Annotated in this window: 18 protein-coding genes and 1 pseudogene; 9 read left to right on the top strand and 10 right to left on the bottom strand. The window is 66.8% G+C overall.

Going from position 1 to position 18,511, the window contains the following annotated elements:
- Positions 1 to 208 precede the first annotated feature (208 nt).
- On the bottom strand, positions 209 to 1,156 hold the full coding sequence (gene panE / locus ACWMMN_RS21465) for a 2-dehydropantoate 2-reductase (RefSeq protein WP_486423922.1): 948 nt from the start codon (positions 1,154 to 1,156) through the stop codon (positions 209 to 211).
- A gap of 251 nt (positions 1,157 to 1,407) precedes the next feature.
- On the opposite strand from panE, the gene ACWMMN_RS21460 reads away from it, so the two are divergent.
- Entirely contained in the window at positions 1,408 to 2,961 is a 1,554-nt protein-coding gene (locus tag ACWMMN_RS21460; RefSeq protein ID WP_059239786.1) for a methyl-accepting chemotaxis protein, read from the top strand.
- A gap of 25 nt (positions 2,962 to 2,986) precedes the next feature.
- Here ACWMMN_RS21460 and ACWMMN_RS21455 read toward each other — a convergent pair whose 3' ends face one another.
- Entirely contained in the window at positions 2,987 to 3,664 is a 678-nt protein-coding gene (locus ACWMMN_RS21455; RefSeq protein WP_059239784.1) for a LuxR C-terminal-related transcriptional regulator, read from the bottom strand.
- A gap of 377 nt (positions 3,665 to 4,041) precedes the next feature.
- Between ACWMMN_RS21455 and ACWMMN_RS21450 the strand changes: the two genes are divergently transcribed.
- A complete protein-coding gene (locus ACWMMN_RS21450; RefSeq protein WP_059239782.1) occupies positions 4,042 to 4,533 on the top strand; it encodes a hypothetical protein in 492 nt (163 codons plus the stop codon).
- A gap of 27 nt (positions 4,534 to 4,560) precedes the next feature.
- Here ACWMMN_RS21450 and ACWMMN_RS21445 read toward each other — a convergent pair whose 3' ends face one another.
- The 4 genes from ACWMMN_RS21445 to ACWMMN_RS21430 form a co-directional block, all read right to left on the bottom strand.
- On the bottom strand, positions 4,561 to 5,067 hold the full coding sequence (locus ACWMMN_RS21445; RefSeq protein ID WP_059239780.1) for a hypothetical protein: 507 nt from the start codon (positions 5,065 to 5,067) through the stop codon (positions 4,561 to 4,563).
- Between the two features lie 129 nt (positions 5,068 to 5,196).
- On the bottom strand, positions 5,197 to 6,594 hold the full coding sequence (locus ACWMMN_RS21440; RefSeq protein WP_059240941.1) for a sigma-54 dependent transcriptional regulator: 1,398 nt from the start codon (positions 6,592 to 6,594) through the stop codon (positions 5,197 to 5,199).
- A 141-nt stretch (positions 6,595 to 6,735) separates the two neighbouring features.
- Positions 6,736 to 7,320 carry a hypothetical protein gene (locus ACWMMN_RS21435; RefSeq protein ID WP_256086123.1) on the bottom strand — a complete coding sequence of 195 codons (585 nt, stop codon included), beginning with the start codon at positions 7,318 to 7,320 and terminating at the stop codon, positions 6,736 to 6,738.
- A gap of 155 nt (positions 7,321 to 7,475) precedes the next feature.
- Complete coding sequence (locus ACWMMN_RS21430; protein ID WP_486423921.1) at positions 7,476 to 9,029, bottom strand: chemotaxis protein CheA; 1,554 nt, start codon at positions 9,027 to 9,029, stop codon at positions 7,476 to 7,478.
- Between ACWMMN_RS21430 and ACWMMN_RS21425 the strand changes: the two genes are divergently transcribed.
- Positions 9,016 to 9,291, top strand: coding sequence for a hypothetical protein (locus ACWMMN_RS21425; RefSeq protein ID WP_226196253.1), 276 nt, complete (start codon positions 9,016 to 9,018; stop codon positions 9,289 to 9,291). The two genes, ACWMMN_RS21430 and ACWMMN_RS21425, sit on opposite strands and share 14 nt — an antisense overlap.
- A gap of 22 nt (positions 9,292 to 9,313) precedes the next feature.
- Here ACWMMN_RS21425 and ACWMMN_RS21420 read toward each other — a convergent pair whose 3' ends face one another.
- The 3 genes from ACWMMN_RS21420 to ACWMMN_RS21410 all read right to left on the bottom strand — a co-directional run bounded on the left by ACWMMN_RS21420 (position 9,314) and on the right by ACWMMN_RS21410 (position 10,694).
- On the bottom strand, positions 9,314 to 9,595 hold the full coding sequence (locus ACWMMN_RS21420) for a hypothetical protein (RefSeq protein WP_059239774.1): 282 nt from the start codon (positions 9,593 to 9,595) through the stop codon (positions 9,314 to 9,316).
- Between the two features lie 73 nt (positions 9,596 to 9,668).
- Positions 9,669 to 10,259, bottom strand: a complete 591-nt coding sequence (locus ACWMMN_RS21415) for a hypothetical protein (protein ID WP_059239771.1) — start codon at positions 10,257 to 10,259, stop codon at positions 9,669 to 9,671.
- 111 nt (positions 10,260 to 10,370) lie between these two features.
- Positions 10,371 to 10,694, bottom strand: coding sequence for a hypothetical protein (locus ACWMMN_RS21410; protein ID WP_059240940.1), 324 nt, complete (start codon positions 10,692 to 10,694; stop codon positions 10,371 to 10,373).
- A 1,858-nt stretch (positions 10,695 to 12,552) separates the two neighbouring features.
- Between ACWMMN_RS21410 and ACWMMN_RS21405 the strand changes: the two genes are divergently transcribed.
- The 3 genes and pseudogenes from ACWMMN_RS21405 to ACWMMN_RS21395 all read left to right on the top strand — a co-directional run bounded on the left by ACWMMN_RS21405 (position 12,553) and on the right by ACWMMN_RS21395 (position 13,472).
- Positions 12,553 to 12,777, top strand: coding sequence for a hypothetical protein (locus tag ACWMMN_RS21405; RefSeq protein WP_226196252.1), 225 nt, complete (start codon positions 12,553 to 12,555; stop codon positions 12,775 to 12,777).
- Positions 12,770 to 13,135: pseudogene (locus ACWMMN_RS21400) on the top strand (NAD-dependent epimerase/dehydratase family protein); the annotation flags it as partial. The gene ACWMMN_RS21405 and the pseudogene ACWMMN_RS21400, both read left to right, overlap by 8 nt.
- Before the next feature lie 106 nt (positions 13,136 to 13,241).
- The gene (locus ACWMMN_RS21395) at positions 13,242 to 13,472 is read left to right on the top strand and encodes a hypothetical protein (protein ID WP_486423920.1); all 231 of its coding nucleotides are present in this window, start codon (positions 13,242 to 13,244) and stop codon (positions 13,470 to 13,472) included.
- Between the two features lie 18 nt (positions 13,473 to 13,490).
- On the opposite strand, the gene ACWMMN_RS21390 is transcribed toward ACWMMN_RS21395, so the two are convergent.
- Positions 13,491 to 14,414, bottom strand: a complete 924-nt coding sequence (locus ACWMMN_RS21390; protein ID WP_059239768.1) for an AraC family transcriptional regulator — start codon at positions 14,412 to 14,414, stop codon at positions 13,491 to 13,493.
- Between the two features lie 182 nt (positions 14,415 to 14,596).
- Here ACWMMN_RS21390 and ACWMMN_RS21385 point away from each other — a divergent pair, with 182 nt between their 5' ends.
- The 3 genes from ACWMMN_RS21385 to ACWMMN_RS21375 all read left to right on the top strand — a co-directional run bounded on the left by ACWMMN_RS21385 (position 14,597) and on the right by ACWMMN_RS21375 (position 18,451).
- Complete coding sequence (locus ACWMMN_RS21385; protein ID WP_011354470.1) at positions 14,597 to 15,058, top strand: (2Fe-2S)-binding protein; 462 nt, start codon at positions 14,597 to 14,599, stop codon at positions 15,056 to 15,058.
- A gap of 2 nt (positions 15,059 to 15,060) precedes the next feature.
- Positions 15,061 to 17,271: a xanthine dehydrogenase family protein molybdopterin-binding subunit gene (locus tag ACWMMN_RS21380; protein ID WP_059239766.1), complete on the top strand. Its 2,211-nt coding sequence runs from the start codon at positions 15,061 to 15,063 to the stop codon at positions 17,269 to 17,271.
- A gap of 781 nt (positions 17,272 to 18,052) precedes the next feature.
- Positions 18,053 to 18,451: a winged helix-turn-helix domain-containing protein gene (locus ACWMMN_RS21375; RefSeq protein ID WP_059239764.1), complete on the top strand. Its 399-nt coding sequence runs from the start codon at positions 18,053 to 18,055 to the stop codon at positions 18,449 to 18,451.
- Positions 18,452 to 18,511 lie beyond the last annotated feature (60 nt).

The raw sequence follows: 18,511 nt of genomic DNA, 5'->3' as shown, positions 1-18,511 counted from the left end.
CCGGCCAGTTCGGCGGTGCGCGCGTGTGCCGCGTGTTTCGCGCGGCACCGCGACCGGTCGCATGGGAAGCAATGTAGGTCGATCGAGCGCGCGGCTCCACCAACTTTACGCCTGATTTCCGATACTTTTTTGCGCAATCCGGCCACAAACGGCGCCGCACGGCAAATTTGTGCAGCGCGGTACGGCCGGGCGGCCGTCCGCGCCGGCGTTACGCGGCCGCGTGCTCGCGTGCCGTGCGCACCTCGTACGCCTTCAGGTGGTTGTACGCGATCCGCAGCAGCGACAGCGCGTCGGCCGCCTGCGGGTCGCACCGCGCGAGCAGGTCGCCGATCACGTGATCGGCTTCGACGCGCGCATGGTTCTCGACGTCGCGCAGCATCGACGCGGTCAGCGGCGACGGCGTCAGCACCATTCTCTGCATCCGCTCGATCGCCGTCGGGTCGGGCCGGTGGCCGTTGTGTTCGGCGATCGCGCTGCATTCGGCGAGCATCGTTTCGAGCAGGCGGCGGCCGTCCGGCGCGGCGAGAATGTCGCCGACCGAGCCGCGGAACAGCGACGTGCTCGCGGCGAGCGTCGCAAGGAACACCCACTTCTCCCACATCCGCGCGGCAATGCTGTCGCTGAGCGTCGCGTCGAAGCCCGCGCCGCCGAGCACGTCGGCCACTGCGCGCACGCGCGGCGATTCGCCGCCGGCAAGTTCGCCGAACGACACGCCGTGCGTGTCGTTCAGGTGCACGATGCGCTGCTCGCGATCGAGCGTCGCCGCGATCACGCAGAGCCCGCCGAGCACCTGCGTCGCGCCGAAGCGGTCGCGCAACACGTCGAGATGGCGCATGCCGTTGAGCATCGGCAGGATCAGCGTCTGCGGGCCGACGAACGGGGCAAACGAGAGCATCGCGTCGTCCAGGCTGTACGCCTTGCAGCTCAGCAGCACGAGGTCGAACGGCGCGACGCCGGCGTCCGCATCGGCCGCGCGCACGGTCTGCACGTTCGCAAGCGTCAGGTCGCCGCGCGGGCTGCGGATCAGCAGCCCGTCGCGCGCCAGCGCAGCCGCGCGGCCGTCACGCACCAGGAACGTCACGTCGCGTCCCGCCGCGGCCAGCCGGCCGCCGAAGTATCCGCCGACCGCGCCGGCCCCTACCACCAGAATCCGCATCGTTGCCTCCTTTCGGTTTCGTTCAGTGCCGTGCCGGCGCCAACCCGGGCGCGCGGCGCGAACGCAATTGCCCGACAGTATAGCGATGCCCGTTATGCATATGCATAGATACCCCTTTCGGCATCGAAGGCATCGGGCAGGTACCGGTTCCTAGGGATAACCCGTCTACGGCGATGTGCGCCCGGCGCCGTCAAGATACTTACCCCGTCACGCCGCCCCGGCGAGCATCCTCGACTGACCGACCACATACCATGCGCAACCTTTCCCTGAATCAGAAACTCGCCTCGATGATCGTCATCCTGTGGCTCGGCCTGCTCGTCATCGCCGGGCTCGGCGCATGGCAGACACGCGCCTCGATGATCGCGGACCGCCGCGACCAGCTTGCGTCGCTGGTCGCGCAGGCCGCGAGCGTGACCGACCATTACTACAAGCTGTCGCAGCAGAACGCGATGCCGGAAGCCGATGCGAAGCAGAAGGCGCTCGAGGCGATCGCCGCGATGCGCTACGGCGCCGACGGCTATATCTCGATCAACGATTCGAAACCGGTGATCGTGATGCACCCGATCAAGTCCGACCTCAACGGCAAGGACGTGTCGAATTTCACCGATCCGAACGGCAAGCACCTGTTCGTCGAGATCGTGAAGGCCGGCAACGCGGAAGGCGGCAAGGGCTTCGTCGAGTATCTGTGGCCGAAACCGGGCGCGGACAAGCCGCAGGATAAAACCAGCGCCGTGCAGCGCTTCGCACCGTGGGACTGGTACCTGGTGACGGGCATGTACATGAACGACGTGCGCACGGCGGTGCTCGAGAGCATCGGCCGCTGGTTCGCGATGACCGCGGTGCTCGGCGCGATCGCGACGGCCGTGATGGTGCTGGTGCTGAAGAGCGTGCGCGCGAACCTCGGCGGCGAGCTCGAGGTGGCGCTCGACGCCGCCCAGCGCATCGCGCAGGGCGACCTGACCGCGCGCGTGACCGTGAAGCAGGACGATCGCGGCAGCCTGCTGCATGCGCTGCACACGATGCAGGGCGGGCTGATCGACATGGTGTCGCGCGTGCGGATGGGCACCGAGAACATCAACGTCGGCGCGAGCGAGATCGCGTCCGGCAACACGGACCTGTCGCAACGCACCGAGGAGCAGGCGGCCGCGCTCGTGCAGACCGCGTCGAGCATGGACCAGATGACCGCGAACGTGAAGCAGAACGCGGACAGCGCCGCGCAGGCCGCATCGCTCGCCGGCCAGGCCGCGCAAGTCGCGACGCGCGGCAGCGAGGTGGTCGACGACGTCGTGCGCACGATGAACGAAATCACCGACCGTTCGCACAAGATCGGCGACATCATCGGCGTGATCGACGGCATCGCGTTCCAGACCAACATCCTCGCGCTGAACGCGGCCGTCGAAGCGGCACGTGCGGGCGAACAGGGCCGCGGCTTCGCGGTGGTCGCGGCCGAAGTGCGTTCGCTCGCGCAACGTTCGGCGACGGCGGCGAAGGAGATCAAGTCGCTGATCGTGTCGTCGAACGAGACGGTCGAACACGGCGCGACGCTCGTCACGCACGCGGGCGAGACGATGGCCGAGATCGTACAGTCGGTGCGGCGGGTGAACGAGATCCTCGACGAAATCAGCCACGCGTCGCGCGAGCAAAGCGCCGGGATCGAGCAGGTCAATCGCGCGGTGGGCGAGATGGACCAGGTCACGCAGCAGAACGCGGCGCTCGTCGAACAGGCGGCGGCGGCCGCGCACTCGCTGCGCGATCAGGCCGAAGCGCTGCGCGACGCCGTGACGCGGTTCGCGCTGCCGGCCTGACGGCGCCCGCCCGGCGCGCGCGCGCTCACGCCGCGCCGCCGGTCTGCAGCGCGCCCTCGCTGCGCCCCAGCCCCAACCCCGCCGCCCGCTGGATCAGCTCGACGTCGTTGTTCGCGCCGAGCTTCTTCATCGCACTGATCTTCTGCGCGCTGACCGTCTGCTTGCCCTTGCTCAGGCGCTGCGCGATCGTCTTGATCGGCACGCCCGACAGATACAGGCGAATCACCTCGATCTCGCGCGCCGACAGCTTCACGGGCGCCGCGCCCCGCTCGCCGAGCGCGTCGACCGCGCGCCGGACGGACGGGGACCGGTACGTCCCGCCGCTGTAACTCGAATGGATCGCCGTGACGATGTGGCCGACCTCGTCGAACTTGCTGACGACGCTCACGCCGCCGATCGCGAGGATCGACCGGAAGATCAGCGGGTTCTCGTTCGCGACCAGCGCGACGATCCCGACGTTCGGCCGCGTGCGCCGCAGCCAGTCGAACAGCGCGAGGCCGTCCATCTGCGCGTCGCCGCGAATCGCATAATCGACCAGCACGACATCGCAGTCGACGCCGCCGAGCGACGCGACCAGTTCGGCCGCGCTCCGGTACACGGCGACGAGTTCGATCGCGCAGGTGCTCCCTGCGATCTGCTCGATGCCGGCCAGCGTCAACGGCCAGTCGTACGCGAAGACGATGCGAACATTGAATTTCCTCATGCGCAATTCCTGGTGGTTCACCGGCCGCGCCGCACGAAACGCGCGCGACCGGTTGAGCGTTTAAAGGACGTTCAGGCGATTTTTAGCCTGAACGTCGATTCTATGAACCTGCGCACGGACGGGATATCGGACGGCATACGAATCGGCCGTCGGGGACGTAATACGAGTTTGATATTCACGCGGGCTCAGCGGTCGGCAGTCGCCGGTCGGCCGGCGCGGCATCGGCCTGACGGCCGGCTTTGCGCGCCGCGCGGCCGGTCAGCAGGTAAAATCGCCCTTTTGCATGCCATCCCGGGCGACCGGCGGCAAGCGACGCGCCGATGCCCGGCCGCGCGCCACCGCCCTTTCGCCGGCTGCCCGCACTCCCCGTTTTCCTCATGACCGATTCCGACCTGCAATCCGACGACACCTCCATCCACGAAGACGGCCTCTGGCGCGACAACGGCTGGACGGCCCGCATCATCAAGAACGAAGACGACGACGGCTGGGCCGTCGAGATGACCAAGGACGGCGAGTCCGAGCCCGCGCTGGTCGGGCCGTGGACCATGGGCCGCGACAAGAAGAATCCGAAGCCGATGGATGCGAACGCGTTCCGCACGCTCGTGAAGACCGCGACCGAAGTGCTGATGCGGCACGAACAGCAGCGCCGCGCGATGCTGCACAAGGAAGTGACGGTCCAGGACGAAGCCGGGCAGGATGTGTCGGTGACGCTCGACATCGTGCCGGACGAGTTCGAGCCGTATGCGCAGCTCAAGGCATTCGATCCGTATGGCGAGCTGCTGGCCGACGCGAAGGTGTCGGCCGGGTTCAAGCTGAACAAGGCCAGCGCCGAACGCTGGGTCGCATCGGGCTTCGAACGGCCTGCGTGAGCGCGCGCGGCGCGCCGGCACGCGCGGTCAGGCGCCGGTGCCCTGCTCCGCACGTCTGAGCCGGCGTGCGGCCAGCTTGCGCCGCACGAGTTCCTCCAGTTGCTGCGTCGCGACCTCGGAATCGCGCGCGGCCAGGCCAAGCAGGTTGCGCGCGAGCTGGATCGGCGTCAGCACGATGCCCCACGGCAGCCCCCACCAGCCGAGCGTGGCCGATGCGAGCAGCGCGACCGCCTGCTTCTTGCGGCCGCAGCGGCGGCAGCATACGTGGCGTCGCGTGGCCCAGCGCGTGACGAACACCAGCGACACGACGCGATGCGACGCGTGGACGTCGACCGGCCGCCCTTCGCGCAAACAGATCGGGCATGGCCCATAGCGACAGTCGTCGACGTATTGCCGGACCTTGGCGTCGGGCACCCGTTCGGCCTCGACCACGATCGGATGCGCTTGCGCGCACACCGGGCTGCAATAGCGGCGGCGGCCGATCGACCGGCCGCCGGCCAGGAACGTCCTGCCGCAGTGACTGCACTCTGCCACGATAAACCTCGGATAAGCGTGATGCGCCGCGTGCCGGCCGCGCGCATCGATGCGCGCGGGCCGAACGGGTCATTTCACGTCTTAACGGCCGCCGGCGCACGGTCTTGAGCGAACGCGCGCCACGGCGCGTCAGCCGTGCAGCCCGTGCGCGGTCATCAGCCGGTACAGCGTCGCACGCGAGATCCCCAGCTCCGCGGCGACCTCCGCATGCTGGTGGCGGTGGCGCAGCAGCGTTTTCTCGATCGCGTGCCGTTCGGCCTGCCGGCGCGCCTGCGCGAGCGTCGGCGGGTGCTGCGACGTATACGCGTGCAGTTCGAGGTCGGCGGCCGAGATCAGCGGACCGTTCGTCATCACGACCGCGAAGCGGATCCGGTTGATCAGCTCGCGCACGTTGCCGGGCCACGGATAGTTGTGGATCGCCTCGATCGCGCACGGCGTGAAACCGCGAATCCGGTACGAGCCGTCGCCGTGATAGCGCCGCAGCACGTCGTCGGCGAGCAGCATGATGTCGCGGCCGCGCATGCGCAGCGGCGGCTCGTCGATGCGCAGCACGCACAGACGGTAGTACAGGTCGGCGCGGAACCGCCCGGCCTGCATCGCGGCCTCGAGATCGACATGGGTCGCCGACACGATCCGCACGTCCACCGGAATCGACGCATGCCCGCCGAGCCGCTCGATCTTGCCTTCCTGCAGGAACCGCAACAGGCTCGCCTGGCTCTCGAACGGCATGTCGCCGATCTCGTCGAGAAACAGCGTGCCGCCGTGCGCAGCCTCGATGCGGCCGATCTTGCGCTGGTGCGCGCCCGTGAACGCCCCGCGCTCGTGCCCGAACAGCTCGGCCTGCAACAGGGTCGGCGGGATCGCCGCGCAGTTCACGGCGACGAACGGCGCGTCGGCACGCGACGACTGGCGGTGGATCGCCGCCGCCGTCAGCTCCTTGCCGGTGCCGGATTCGCCGGCGATGAACACGGTCGCCTCCGTGTTCGCGATTTTGCGGATCGTCGCGAACAGCCGGCGCATCGCATCGCACGATCCGATCATCGCGCTGCCGGGCGGCGCAGCCTCCGGGGCCGGGTCGCCGTCCGCGAGCTTCAGCATCCCGTATGCATGGCCGACGAGATAGCCGATGGTCGTGTAGGCCGTCGCGTTGCGCACGTAGTCGAAACAGCAATGGCGGATCAGGCGCGCGATCGTGATGTCGCGCAGCCGCTCGCCGTCGGCGAGTGCGATCCAGCCGACGCGCGAGTCACGCAGCAGCGTCTCGAACGACGCGACATCCGGTGACGCGAAGCTTGCGAAATCGACGATGCCCGCATGCGGGCGGTTCGCCTTGACGAGATTCAGTGCGTCCGCAACGGTTTTCGCACGCCACACGTCCCAGCCGCGCAACGCGAGACAGTCGACGAGCGCAGCATCGTGTTGCTGCGACAGGTAGACGAGCGGCCGCGACGGCGCGACATGGTTGCGCCGGACGGCGACGAACGGCAGCGCACCGGCGTCCCGTTCGACATCCTGCGGGCCTGACACGCTGAGCTGGCAGCAATAGTTCACGATGGCCTCGCCGCGTAGGGTTGTATATCGGGGCGGCCGTTGCCGGCTTGTGTGTGGCGGGGCTCCGTGGTCCCGCGGCGCGGCGCCGCGCCGCCCCGTCCTCGAATCGATGTTTCGTTATCGGCAGAACACGACGCGCTGGGTGTAGATCTGCGGCTCGATGACCGGCTTCGCCGATCGGTTGAGATCGTCGCGATAGGCACGGTAGGTCTTGCCATTGACCGTCACGTCAGCCGCGCGGGCCGTCTCGATCTTGTCGAGCCCGTTGCGCTGCCAGTCGCTCACGCGGTCCGCCGCCGTCACGTTCGACTCGCCGGCGATCTTCTGCGTGATCGCGCTGCCGTCGCTCCACGGCTGCGTCTGCATGTCCTCGGCGTGCTGCATCGCGCCGACCGTCTTGCCGGTCGGCGACGGCCCGTTCTGCGCTTCGAACGGTGCGCCGCGGCCATACACCGGCGATTGCCACGACGGCGCGTGCCCCTCCTCGGGCATCATGTAGATCATCTGCGGATCGCCGACCATCATCATCGGCGCGCATGCCGTGTTGTCGGGGCGGCCGAGCGTCGACAGCGCCTGCTGGACGCTCACGGCATTCGCAGCCGTCTGCTCGCTCAGGATGACGAACACCGCGGGATTCTGGAAAACGGACTGCGCAGCGGCTTGCACGCTGACCAGCAGCAAAGCGACCAAAAAGATCCTCATGATTGAGGCCTCCTTGCATCCTCGTCAGGCAAAAAGAGGTGTTGACCTCGGGGATGGGACCAACACCTGTCAAACAGGAAAAGACTGTCGGGCATCGGGCCGTACGGCTCCCGTGCGACCGGCATCCCGGTCGCACGGAAGACGGCCCCGCGTGCTCACGACGACGTGCTCGTCGAGATGACGGCCGGCGCCGGCGCGACCGGTGCAGCCGGTGCGGCCTGCTGGTCGACCGTAGCCGGCGGCAATGCCTGCGCCGGATCGGTCAACGCGGGCATGTCGGCGGACGGCGCAACCGGTGCGGCAGCGGATTCGACCGCGTCCGGCACCTTCGCGTCGGCTGCCGGCATGTCGGCAGGCGCCGCGGCGGCGGCAGGCTGAGCGGCTTCCTGAGCGGGCGCTTCGACAACCGCTTGCGGGGCCGGCTCGGCAGCCTTTGCTTCGGCTGCCGGCGCCGTGACGACGGCAGCTGCCGGCATCGGTTCCGCAACGGGTTCGCCGGCGGCCTGCGCTGCGTTGTCGGTCGCGGCCGGCATCGGCTCCGGTGCCTTGTCGGCGACGGCCTGCACGGGCTCGAGTGCCTTCGTGTCGGCAACCGGCTGGGCGGGCTCGGCAGCCTTCGTGTCGGCTACGGGCTGTGCGGCCTCCGGTGCCTTCGCGTCAGCTACCGGCTGTGCGGCCTCCGGCGCCTTCGTGTCGGCTACGGGCTGTGCGGCCTCCGGCGCCTTCGTGTCGGCTACCGGCTGTGCGGCCTCCGGCGCCTTCGCGTCGGCAACCGGCTGCGCAGGCTCGGGAGCCTTCGTGTCGGCCACCGGCGTGGCAGGCGCTTGCGATGCCTTGTCGGCAACCGCCGGCGCGGCAATCACGGCCGCGGCCGGCACGGCTGCCATTGCGGCCGCCGGTACGACCGCGGCTGCGGGCGCGGCGGCAACAGCCGGGGCAGCTGCGACAGCAGGTGCCGCGGCAACCGCAGGTGCTGCTGCTGCCGGCGCAGCCACTGCCGGTGCGGCGGCGGCAACGGCTGGCGCCGCGACTGCCGGTGCGGCTGCGGCGACGGCCGGCGCTGCGACGGCCGGAGCGGCAGCAACCGGCGCGACCGCCGGTACCGGGACAGGCACCGGGACCGGGACGGGCGCCGCCTGCACCGACGTCGTCTGGATCGGACGCGTCGGCGCCGGAGCCGGAGCCGGCGCGGCCGAACCGAGCGGCGGCAAGCCCATCCGGTCGCGCACGATCGGGTCGCGATACTTCACGTCGTCGGCGACGGTCGCTTCGACGCTCGGCGCCACGTTCGAACGCGCGAGCGGCGCGGTCGTGCCCGGGCACAGGTGGCCGGTCGCTTCCACTGCGCGCCGGTTCGCATCGCTCTGGCACAGCAGCGCGAGCGCGACGTCGGTCAGGCCCATCGCACGGAATTCACGCGCATCGAGACGCCGGACGCAAGCCTGGTCGACCAGCGTCGTGCCGCCCGTCGCGCCGAACCCCGGGAACGACACGCCAACGCTCACCGAGCCCATGCAAGTGTCGGACAGCGTGGTCGTGAGGCCGGGCGCCTGGATCGCCGGGTTGGTCTTGATCGTCTGCGTGCCCGAGTAGTTGACGTTTTCCGATGTCTGGGTGTTGTACGGGTTGGTGCCTGGCGCGCCGGACGAAGCCAGCGAGCTAACGCTCTGCGGCGTCACGTTCGAGCCGCCGCTCGTGCTGGACGGCATCGTCACGTTCACGTTCACGCTCGAATTGCCGCTGCCGCGCACCCCGCTGGAGCTGGTGGCATTGCCGCCGCGCGAGCTCGTGGTGTTCGTGTTCATGCTCGAGCCACCGCCCTGGCTGATCGCCGTCGACGACGTCGAGGACTGCGCGCTCGAAGTCGAGTCGGCAGTTTGCGCCTGGGCACCGATCGTGGTCATCGCGAACATTGCCGCGCATGCCACCTTGATCCTGTTGCTGTTCATTTCAATCTCCGGACGAGGTTAGACCTCCCACCCAGGCAACCGTGCTAATTCCCCTGAATGACTTCAGATTTCGCTGCTTCCCCGAACTGCTTCCAGCCGCTGCCCAGCTGGGACCACGAGCCGGCCGACATGCCCTGCCACTGCTGGGCGTCCGGTCCGCCGATGGCACTGCCCGACGAAAGCGTTTGTTGTTCTGACGGTTTGGTTGTCTGGTCAGGGTTGTTAGACGTCTGCATAGTCGATTGCACACCATCGGCAGCACGGTCAGCGCCATACGCCGTCAGAGACGCGAGCATCAGAGCGGCGGCAATCAGGTTCTGCTTCATGCCAACTCCTTACGTGACAACAGTGCAGGAAAAGAGACCAGCGTCGCTGGGAAACTGGTCCCCCCACACCAGACTAATGACTGCTCCCGGTCGCGCTCGAACTGCCCTGGCTTCCGCCCGATGCGGACGGTGAACCAGCCGGACCGGTACTCCATGCGGTCGACGAGTTGTAGTGATTCGAACCCGTGATCGCGGCCGATCCGCCACTGCCCGTGAGTCCAGCGGCACCCGCGTTGGCAATGCCGTTGTCGTTCGCGCCCGTGGCCGTGTAGTGGTTCGCGCCGAGTACGATCGTGGCGGTCACCCCTCCCGACAGTGCGTTTGCGTTCTCGTTCGTGCTGCTGTTTCCGCCGAACGAGCCTGCGGCACCGATACCGCCGCCTGCCGCGAACGCGCCCCCGTTCGTGCCGGAACCGCTGGCCGTCGAGGTTGAGTTGTGGTTGGCGGACGCCGTACCGACGGAACCAGCGGGTGTCACGGTACTTCCGGCGCTTGCACCAGCCGTCGATGTCGAATTGCTCGTATAGCTGCCGGAGCCGACCAGTACCGAACCGGACACACCCGCTGCGACGGATTGCGTCTGATTGGTCGTGAACGAACCCGCTGCCAATACGGCCGACGATAGGACGGTGAGCGCTGTCGCTAATATGACTTTGGCTTTCATAGCAATTCCTTGCTGTGAGGAAGTTCGGCGGTGGCGGAGCCAGGCTCGCCCCGGTGGGGTGAAGCCCGGCATCCGTACCGCCAGCCAATGACGAACGCTACGCGCCGCGGCTTAGTGGTGATACGTCCAGCCAACCGAGCCGGCATTCGCACCGCTGCTGCCGCCAGCTTGTGCCCCGCCGAAGCCGAAGCCGCCGACGGTCGACGTTTGGGTATGGTTCGTGTACGAGATCGAACCGCTGCCCGGGCCGCCCGCCACTGCGCCGGCTGCGCCGAGCGCCGCGCCGGAATCGGTTGCGGTGAAATGGCCAAAGCCCGCAACCCCGGCCATCGTCTGGCCACCGCTCGACGAGTTGCTGCTCGACAGCGTGCCGCTGGCGGCGAACGCGGCACCCGAAACCGCCAGAACTGCTGCTGCAATCAGAAGCTTCTTCATGGTCGACTCCATAACGGCGTGAACAGAATGAGCAAGGAAGATCGCACGCCTTCAACCTTCCCGCCGTGAGCAATCCCTAAAATTAAGGATCACTATCAAAACAAGAAATTATTGTTGGCCTTGAATTCGATATTTTTGTAATTTTGGTCAGCCGAATTCTAGTTTCGTGATTTTAAGTTGTCCAAACTTTATACGTAGGTGTTTTCGATTAATTTTATGATTATTAAATCAACCGCCAAGAAACACCTTGATAATGCCAACATGAACGACGCACACGCCGTTACAGCCCGTCATTTTCAATACACCGCCCGACTCGATGCCGGCACGCAGCATCCAGTTGCGGAATCGAAAATACGCGAATGCATTTAAAACATCAAAATGCAACGCCGTTCAACATGCGTCCGTTATCCTGGCGATAACAGGCCTGCATGACAGCCAGTCGGCATGTTTGCTCCCTGAGCGAGCGAAATAGTTTTTCCGGATAATCCGGCCGACAGGCGTTCGATCTAGTCCGGCCGGCGCCGGTATTGACCCGGCGCGATCGAAACTGCCTTGCACGGTCGTAGACGAATCGGCGTCAGGCTGTCCGGCACGAACAGTCTGGCCCATGCGGGTGAACTGGATGAGGGCGAGCACCGCTGTCGCCCGGCCATCGCGCGTGGCGACAACCGATCCGGCACGCGGCGGATGCGGAGGCAGGAAACCAGGCAATGGAATACTCGCGAAGCTGGCACTGCGTCGCGAGCAACACCCCGATCTTTCCGACTACCCCACCGGTGCGCAAAATACGCGCGGATCAAACTACTGCTTATGGTCTTCATCGCCGTTTCCCCGACTGCTACTGACGAGTTGGTCGCCCCCACATCTTTGTTGCATCGCGTCGACCGCTCGCCGATGCAGCCATTACCGCAAGCGGCGTGCCACATGTTGTCCCGTCGCGCATTGCGAGCGGCAGATCGCCGCCACGCCGGGTCATTCCGCCGGAAACGTCATTTTTTGTTTCAGGAATGTATCGCGACAACGATTGCGCACGTGCCCCGATCATTGAGCGTCTCGAAGCAATACCGCGATTAGACGGACGAATCCGGCCCGTGGAACCTGGCCGGACGGCAAGATGAACGGGTGTTTCAAACTTGAGAAGCGCGCCGCCGCGCAGGCCGGGCGGAAACCCACTTTCCACTGACTAACCACGCTTCGCGACGTAGGCGACCAGGCTCCCGTGCGAAAACGAACGAGAATCGATTCGTCCTGCGCGCAGCGCCTGGGCCATGCGCAGCGGTCTTCGATGCGCTGCCGGCACGCGCGCCCCCCGATTGTCGAAACGAATTTGATTCATCCGTGAAAATACCGACACGATCACACGACGAAAAATGTTGCCATCCCGACCGTTACCGGCGTAATAATTAAAACAAATGTAAACACGGAATCCCGACAAAATCACCAGCGCCGTTTTTCATTCCGGCTCGCCCCACCTTTCACTTCGGAGACATCCTGACAAGCGATACATTCGAGAAACGTTTTTAAGCATTTATTCCCCCGATTCTCATCGACGAAACATGCCGATTAAGCACGCGTTTTACGTTAACAATCTCGTAAAAGCCTGATTTATCGAGTGTTTCATCGTATCGAATCGCATTGATCCGGCGCTCGCACGGGTCATTCCCCTGTCCCCACGATTCACGCGTGAAACGCCTGCACGCCTGTCGATCGGCGCTGGCATCGCCGCGCCCGCGCCCGGCGGGACTGCGTCATCCATGGCATGCCGATTGCCTGATGTCCGGCTCTCACCGGGCGGCACGCCACAGCACACGAATCACGGGCAGTGGCCGCTCGCAATCTGCGTGTCGGGGAAAAGGCGATGAAGATCACCACCGATCGATCGGCGCTTGCGCCGTTCAAGCATCAACGGGGTTGTCAGCGAAACCGGAGCGCCTGTCGTGGCGCTTCGTCGACATCGGAACAGGCGGACCGGCGCTGGCCGAAACGGTACCCGTGCAGCGGGATGGAGCGCGTGCGCGACGCCGTCGGGCAAATCGACCTGTGGCTCCTCGAGATGCTCGACGAAGGAGACGGCGATGAATGACCGCGCACCGCTCGAAACGCGCGCCGGTCAGCGCGTGCGGGTGACCGGCGGCGCCGGCTTTCTCGGCAGCTACGTGTGCGAGCGCCTGGTCACGGAAGGCGCAACGGTCACGTGCGTCGACAGCCTGCTGACGGGACGCAAGCTCAACGTTGCCGATCTGAAGGCATCCGGCCGTTTCGAGTTCGTGAAGGGCGACGTGTCGCTCGGCCTGCCGCAGTTGCAGGTCGACGAAATCTGGAATCTCGCGTGCGCGGCTTCGCCGCCCACCTACCAGACCGATCCCGTCCACACGATGATGACGAACGTGCTCGGCATGAACCACTGTCTCGCGCTCGCGCACAAGACCGGGGCGCGGCTACGTGGACGAAGTCGGCCTGTCGGTGTTCGACTGCCCGCGCTGCGCCATCTGGCCGCCCGGCGGCCACTTCTCGGCCGCGAGCATCCTGCGGACCAAATATGAGCGGGTGACCGAATACGGGCTGCCGGTGATGGTCGCGGAGCTCGGCGTCGACGGCTCGAATTCGCGCAAGCGCGAGGAACTCGACGAATTCCAGCGCTCGCTGTGGCGTTATCCGCTGCTGAAGGCCGTGGTCTATTTCAACGCGGTCGATACGCCCGGTGCATGGCCCGCGCACTATGTGCCGGACTGGCGGATCGCGCCGGCCTTCCTGCAAACGACGGTCGTGGCGAAATGACGGGTGAGCGGCGGCCCGTCAGCCGAGCAGTTCCCTCTTGCGCAGGTGCACGACGTCGCGCATCGGCGGCGCGCCGAACAGCCGGCTGTATTCGCGGCTGAACTGCGACGCGCTTTCGTAACCGACGACGGCCGCCACCGATCCGACGTCGCCGCCCTGCCGCAGCAACAGCCGCCGCGCTTCGTGCAGCCGCAGCTGCTTCTGGTACTGCAGCGGGCTCAGCGTCGTCACGTGCTTGAAATGATGGTGCAGCGACGACACGCTCATGTTGACCGCCTGCGCGAGCGACTCGACGCGCATCGGCTCCGCGAAGTGATCGCGAATCCATTCGATCGCACGCGCGATCCGGTGCGTCTGGCTGCCCGCGATGGCCATGTGGCGCAGCCGTGTGCCCTGCCCGCTCGTCATCAGCCGGTACAGCAGTTCCTTTTCGATCAGCGGCGCAACGACCGGGATGTCGGCTGGCGTATCGAGCAGCCGCAACAAGCGCAGCGCGGCGTCGAGCAGCGGCGGCGTCAGCTCGGCCAGCGCGATCCCCTCGCCTTCGGGGCCCGCGTCGGGTTCGGGCAGGCGCATCTCGGCGGCAAGCTCGACGATCCGCTGCGGATCGAGGGTCAGCGACAGGCACAAGTAAGGCGCGTCGGGCGACGCGCGCGTCACGCGCGACAGGATCGGCAAGTCGATCGAGGTAATCAGGCAATTCTGCGTGTCGTATTCGTAAGCCTGGCCGGCGACGACTACGCGCTTCGCCCCCTGCCCGGCAATCACGAGCGCGGCGCGCGACACGCCGCAGCCGAGATCGACCGGGCGCGTGTGCCGATGCAGCATCAGGCCCGGCACGGCCGTCGAATGCGAGCCGTCGGCCGGCGCGAAACGGCCGATCAGCGACGCCAGCTCGCGTCGCCCGGATTCGCGCGACGCGACGATATCGGTCATGTCCATGACGCATCCTCGAATTGATTTCCTCGTGTCGCGGGAGCATAGCGAAACGGCTCGCCGCGCGCCGGGGATTTGCAGGATTGTTCAACAAATTTGCAGGATTGGGTAGACGCAAATTCAGGCTGCTCGCGCACACTGCCGGCTAACCTGGCGCATGCCGGGTTTTCCCCACGGAGACAACCAAAATGCCTACCTCGTTTGTCCTGAACGGCAAGAACGTCACGCTCGACGCCGATCCGTCGATGCCCGTCCTCTGGGCGATTCGCGAACACGCGGGACTGACCGGCACGAAGTTCGGCTGCGGCATGGCGCAGTGCGGCGCGTGCACGGTGCATCTCGAAGGCCAGGCCGTCCGCTCGTGCGTGCTGCCGCTCGCCGGTATCGCGGGCAAACACATCACGACGATCGAAGGCCTGCAGAGCAAGCCCGCGCACGCCGTGCAGGCCGCCTGGGTCAAGCTGCAGGTGCCGCAATGCGGCTATTGCCAGTCGGGCCAGATCATGTCGGCCACCGCGTTGCTCGAGCAGAACCCGAAGCCGACCGACGCGGACATCGACGCCGCGATGAACGGCAACCTGTGCCGCTGTGCGACCTACGCCCGCATCCGGGCCGCGATCCACGACGCGGCCGCGACGCTGGGAGCCTGACCATGACGATCGAACTCGACAACACCGATTCGGTAAGCCCGTCGCGCCGTACGTTCCTGAAGGCTGCGGGGGCAGCGGCCGCCGTCAGCCTGACCATCGGCTTCGAATGGGCCGGCCTCGGCCGCCGCGCGCTCGCCGCGAACGCGCCGGCGGCCGGTTTCGCACCGAACGCGTTCCTGCGCATCACGCCGGACGGCACCGTCACGGTCATCGCGAAGCACGTCGAACTCGGCCAGGGCGCCTATACGGGCATCGCGACGATCGTCGCCGAGGAGCTCGACGCCAACTGGTCGAACGTCCGCGTCGAAAGCGCGCCGGCCGATGCGAAGCGCTACGCGAACCTCGCGTTCGGCACGATGCAGGGCACGGGCGGCAGCTCGGCGATGGCGAACTCGTGGCAGCAGCTGCGCGAAGCGGGCGGCAAGGCGCGCGCGATGCTGGTGTCGGCCGCCGCCGCCCGCTGGAAGGTGCCGGCCGGCGAGCTGACGACCGCCAAGGGCGTCGTCACGCACGCGAAGAGCGGCAAGACGGCTGCGTACGGCACGCTCGTCGCCGATGCGTCGACGCTGCCCGTGCCGGACAAGGTCACGCTGAAACAGCCCGCCGAATTCAAGCTGATCGGGCACCGGATTCCGCGCGTCGACGCATCGGCAAAATCGAACGGCACCGCGCATTTCACGCTCGATACGACCTTCCCCGGCATGCGCGTCGCGCTGCTGCAGCGCCCGCCGCGCTTCGGCGCGACGGTGAAATCGTTCGACGCGACGGCCGCCAAGGCCGTGCCCGGTGTCGTGTCGGTCGTGCAGGTGCCCGGTGGCGTCGCGGTCGTCGGAACCGGCTTCTGGGCCGCGAAACAGGGCCGCGACGCGCTGAAGGTCGACTGGGACGAAACGAACGCGGAGAAGCGCGGCTCGGACGAGATCATGCGCGAATACCGGCAGCTCGCCGACAAGCCGGGCACGTCGGCGCGCAAGGACGGCGATGCCGACGCGGCGATCGCGGGCTCGGCGCGCAAGATCAGCGCGACGTACGAATTCCCGTATCTCGCGCACGCGCCGATGGAGCCGCTCGACGCAGTCGTCAAGCTGACGCCGAACGGTTGCGAAATCTGGGCCGGCGACCAGTTCCAGACGGTCGACCAGGCCAATGCGGCCAAGACGGCGGGCCTGAAGCCCGAGCAGGTGCAGATCCACACACTGTACGCGGGCGGCAGCTTCGGCCGGCGCGCGAACGCGTGGTCGGATTACGTGGTAGAGGCCGTGTCGATCGCGAAGGCGCTGGGCGCGGACGGCAAGCCCGTCAAGCTGCAGTGGACGCGCGAGGACGACATCCAGGGCGGCTTCTACCGGCCGATGTACTTCCACAAGCTCGACGCGGGACTGACCGCGGACGGCAAGCTGGTCGGCTGGCGCCACCGGATCGTCGGCCAGTCGATTCTCGCCGGCACGCCGTTCGAGCCGTTCATGGTCAAGAACGGCGTCGACGCGACGTCGGTCGAGGGCGCGGCGAACCTGCCGTACGCGGTGCCGAACGTGTCGGTCGAGCTCACCACCGCGAAAACGGGCGTGCCCGTGCTGTGGTGGCGCGTGGTCGGCAGCTCGCACACGGCCTACGCGGTCGAGGCGTTCATCGACGAAGCCGCGCACACGGCCGGCAAGGATCCGTACGCGTTCCGCCACGACCTGCTCGAGAAGGAGCCCCGGATGCGCGCGGTGCTGGACCTCGCCGCGCAGAAAGCCGGGTGGGATCCGGCCAAGCCGCTGCCGAAGGGCCGCGGGCGCGGGATCGCGGTCGCCGAGGCGTTCAAGAGCTATGTCGCGCAGGTGGCCGAGGTGTCGGTCGACGCGGACGGCAAGGTGAAGGTCGAGCGCGTGGTGTGCGCGGTCGACTGCGGGATCGCGATCAATCCCGACATCGTCGCCGCGCAGATGGAAGGCGGCATCGGCTTCGGGCTCGGCGCGGTGATGCACAGCGCGATCACGCTGAAGGACGGCCAGGTCGAGCAGCGCAACTTCGACGGCTACCACGTGCTGCGGATGGCCGAGATGCCGAAGGTCGAGGTGCATATCGTGCCGTCGGCCGAGGCGCCGACCGGGGTCGGCGAGCCGGGCGTCGCGCCGGTCGGGCCGGCTGTGGCGAACGCGATCTTCGCGGCGACGGGCAAGCGGCATTACGTGCTGCCGTTCGATTCGGCGGACAGCGCGAAGGCCTGATGTAACGGCATGCCGGCCGCGGGGCGCGCGATGCCCCGTGGCCGGCGTTTTTTCACCGGCTCGCGCAACATTGCGCTCGCCGGAGTCGAAGCCGCATGTCACGGCCTGGCCCGTCAGCCTCGTACGCTCCTGCCCGACTTCAGGCCAGCGCCGCGGCCTCCGGTTCGACGACGAATTTTTCCGGGCGAATCGTTCACGGGTTGGCCTCCAGGAATCCCGGCAAATCCAGCCTCCGTCCCGCCACCTCGCCGAATTGCGTCATATGCGCCATAAAACCGACCTGGTCCTGACAGCAGACGGAAAAAAATGCGCAAACTTGACCAACCCTTCCTGGGACACGTTACCGCGGCCGTCCAGATCGCTGCGAAGAATCGACGAGTTCCGCGGCCTGCTCGAGCAACGGATCGCGTACGCGATCCTCGGGAAACAACGATTCGAAGGCGGCGACGGTCGTCATGCTTCCCTGCCGGGTTCCAGGTAGCGTTTCTCTCGCCCCACCGTTGACCCGGACCGAGCACGCGTGACCCGTCTCCCCCACACGTTACGTCAGACGTAACGCCCGTAACGTCGGCACTCCGATGCTACGTAACAATCCTTCAATATTGCTCCGACCCCCTCTCTGTCCATCCGACGCTCGCCGTTAAAAATTCTTTTAAATTCAAGGCCGCCACGCCCTCCGCGCCGCACCCGCCAGCCATCGCCGCCCGACAACTCTCTTCCTGGCCCGGAAGTTGCAGCACAGGACCCGCAAACACTCCTTTATGGACATGCGAGGGCCACCATGGATTGCAAATACCTGTACATCGACAACATAAAAATCAACTTCGTGCGCCGCACGATCGAAATCGACAACAAGGTCGTTGACGTTACGCCGCGCGAATTCGACGTCGTCGAATTCCTGCTCGACAACATGAACAAGATCGTGCCGCGGCAGGCAATCCAGGAAGCCGTATGGGGCCGCGAGCTCGGCGTGTCGTCGCGCACGCTCGACACCCATATCTCGCGGATCCGTTCGAAGCTGCAGCTCGAACACGACAAGAACCTGCGCATCATCCCGATCTACGCGGTCGGCTATCGCCTGGTGCTGTTCGGTGCGGCGATGACGCACGTCGAGCGCCACGACGCGGCGCCGATCCTGCGCGCGACGCCGCAACCCGCGATGGCCGCCGACTACGCGTAACGCTTCACCGCGCGCCGCCCGTTCGCGGCACGCCGGCAACGCTCCCCCCACCGCGCTGCG

This window comes from Burkholderia cepacia complex sp. TUM26381 (assembly GCF_057439935.1).
Note: the sequence above shows the minus strand (reverse complement) of the source record. Positions and strands in the feature narration are given on the sequence as shown.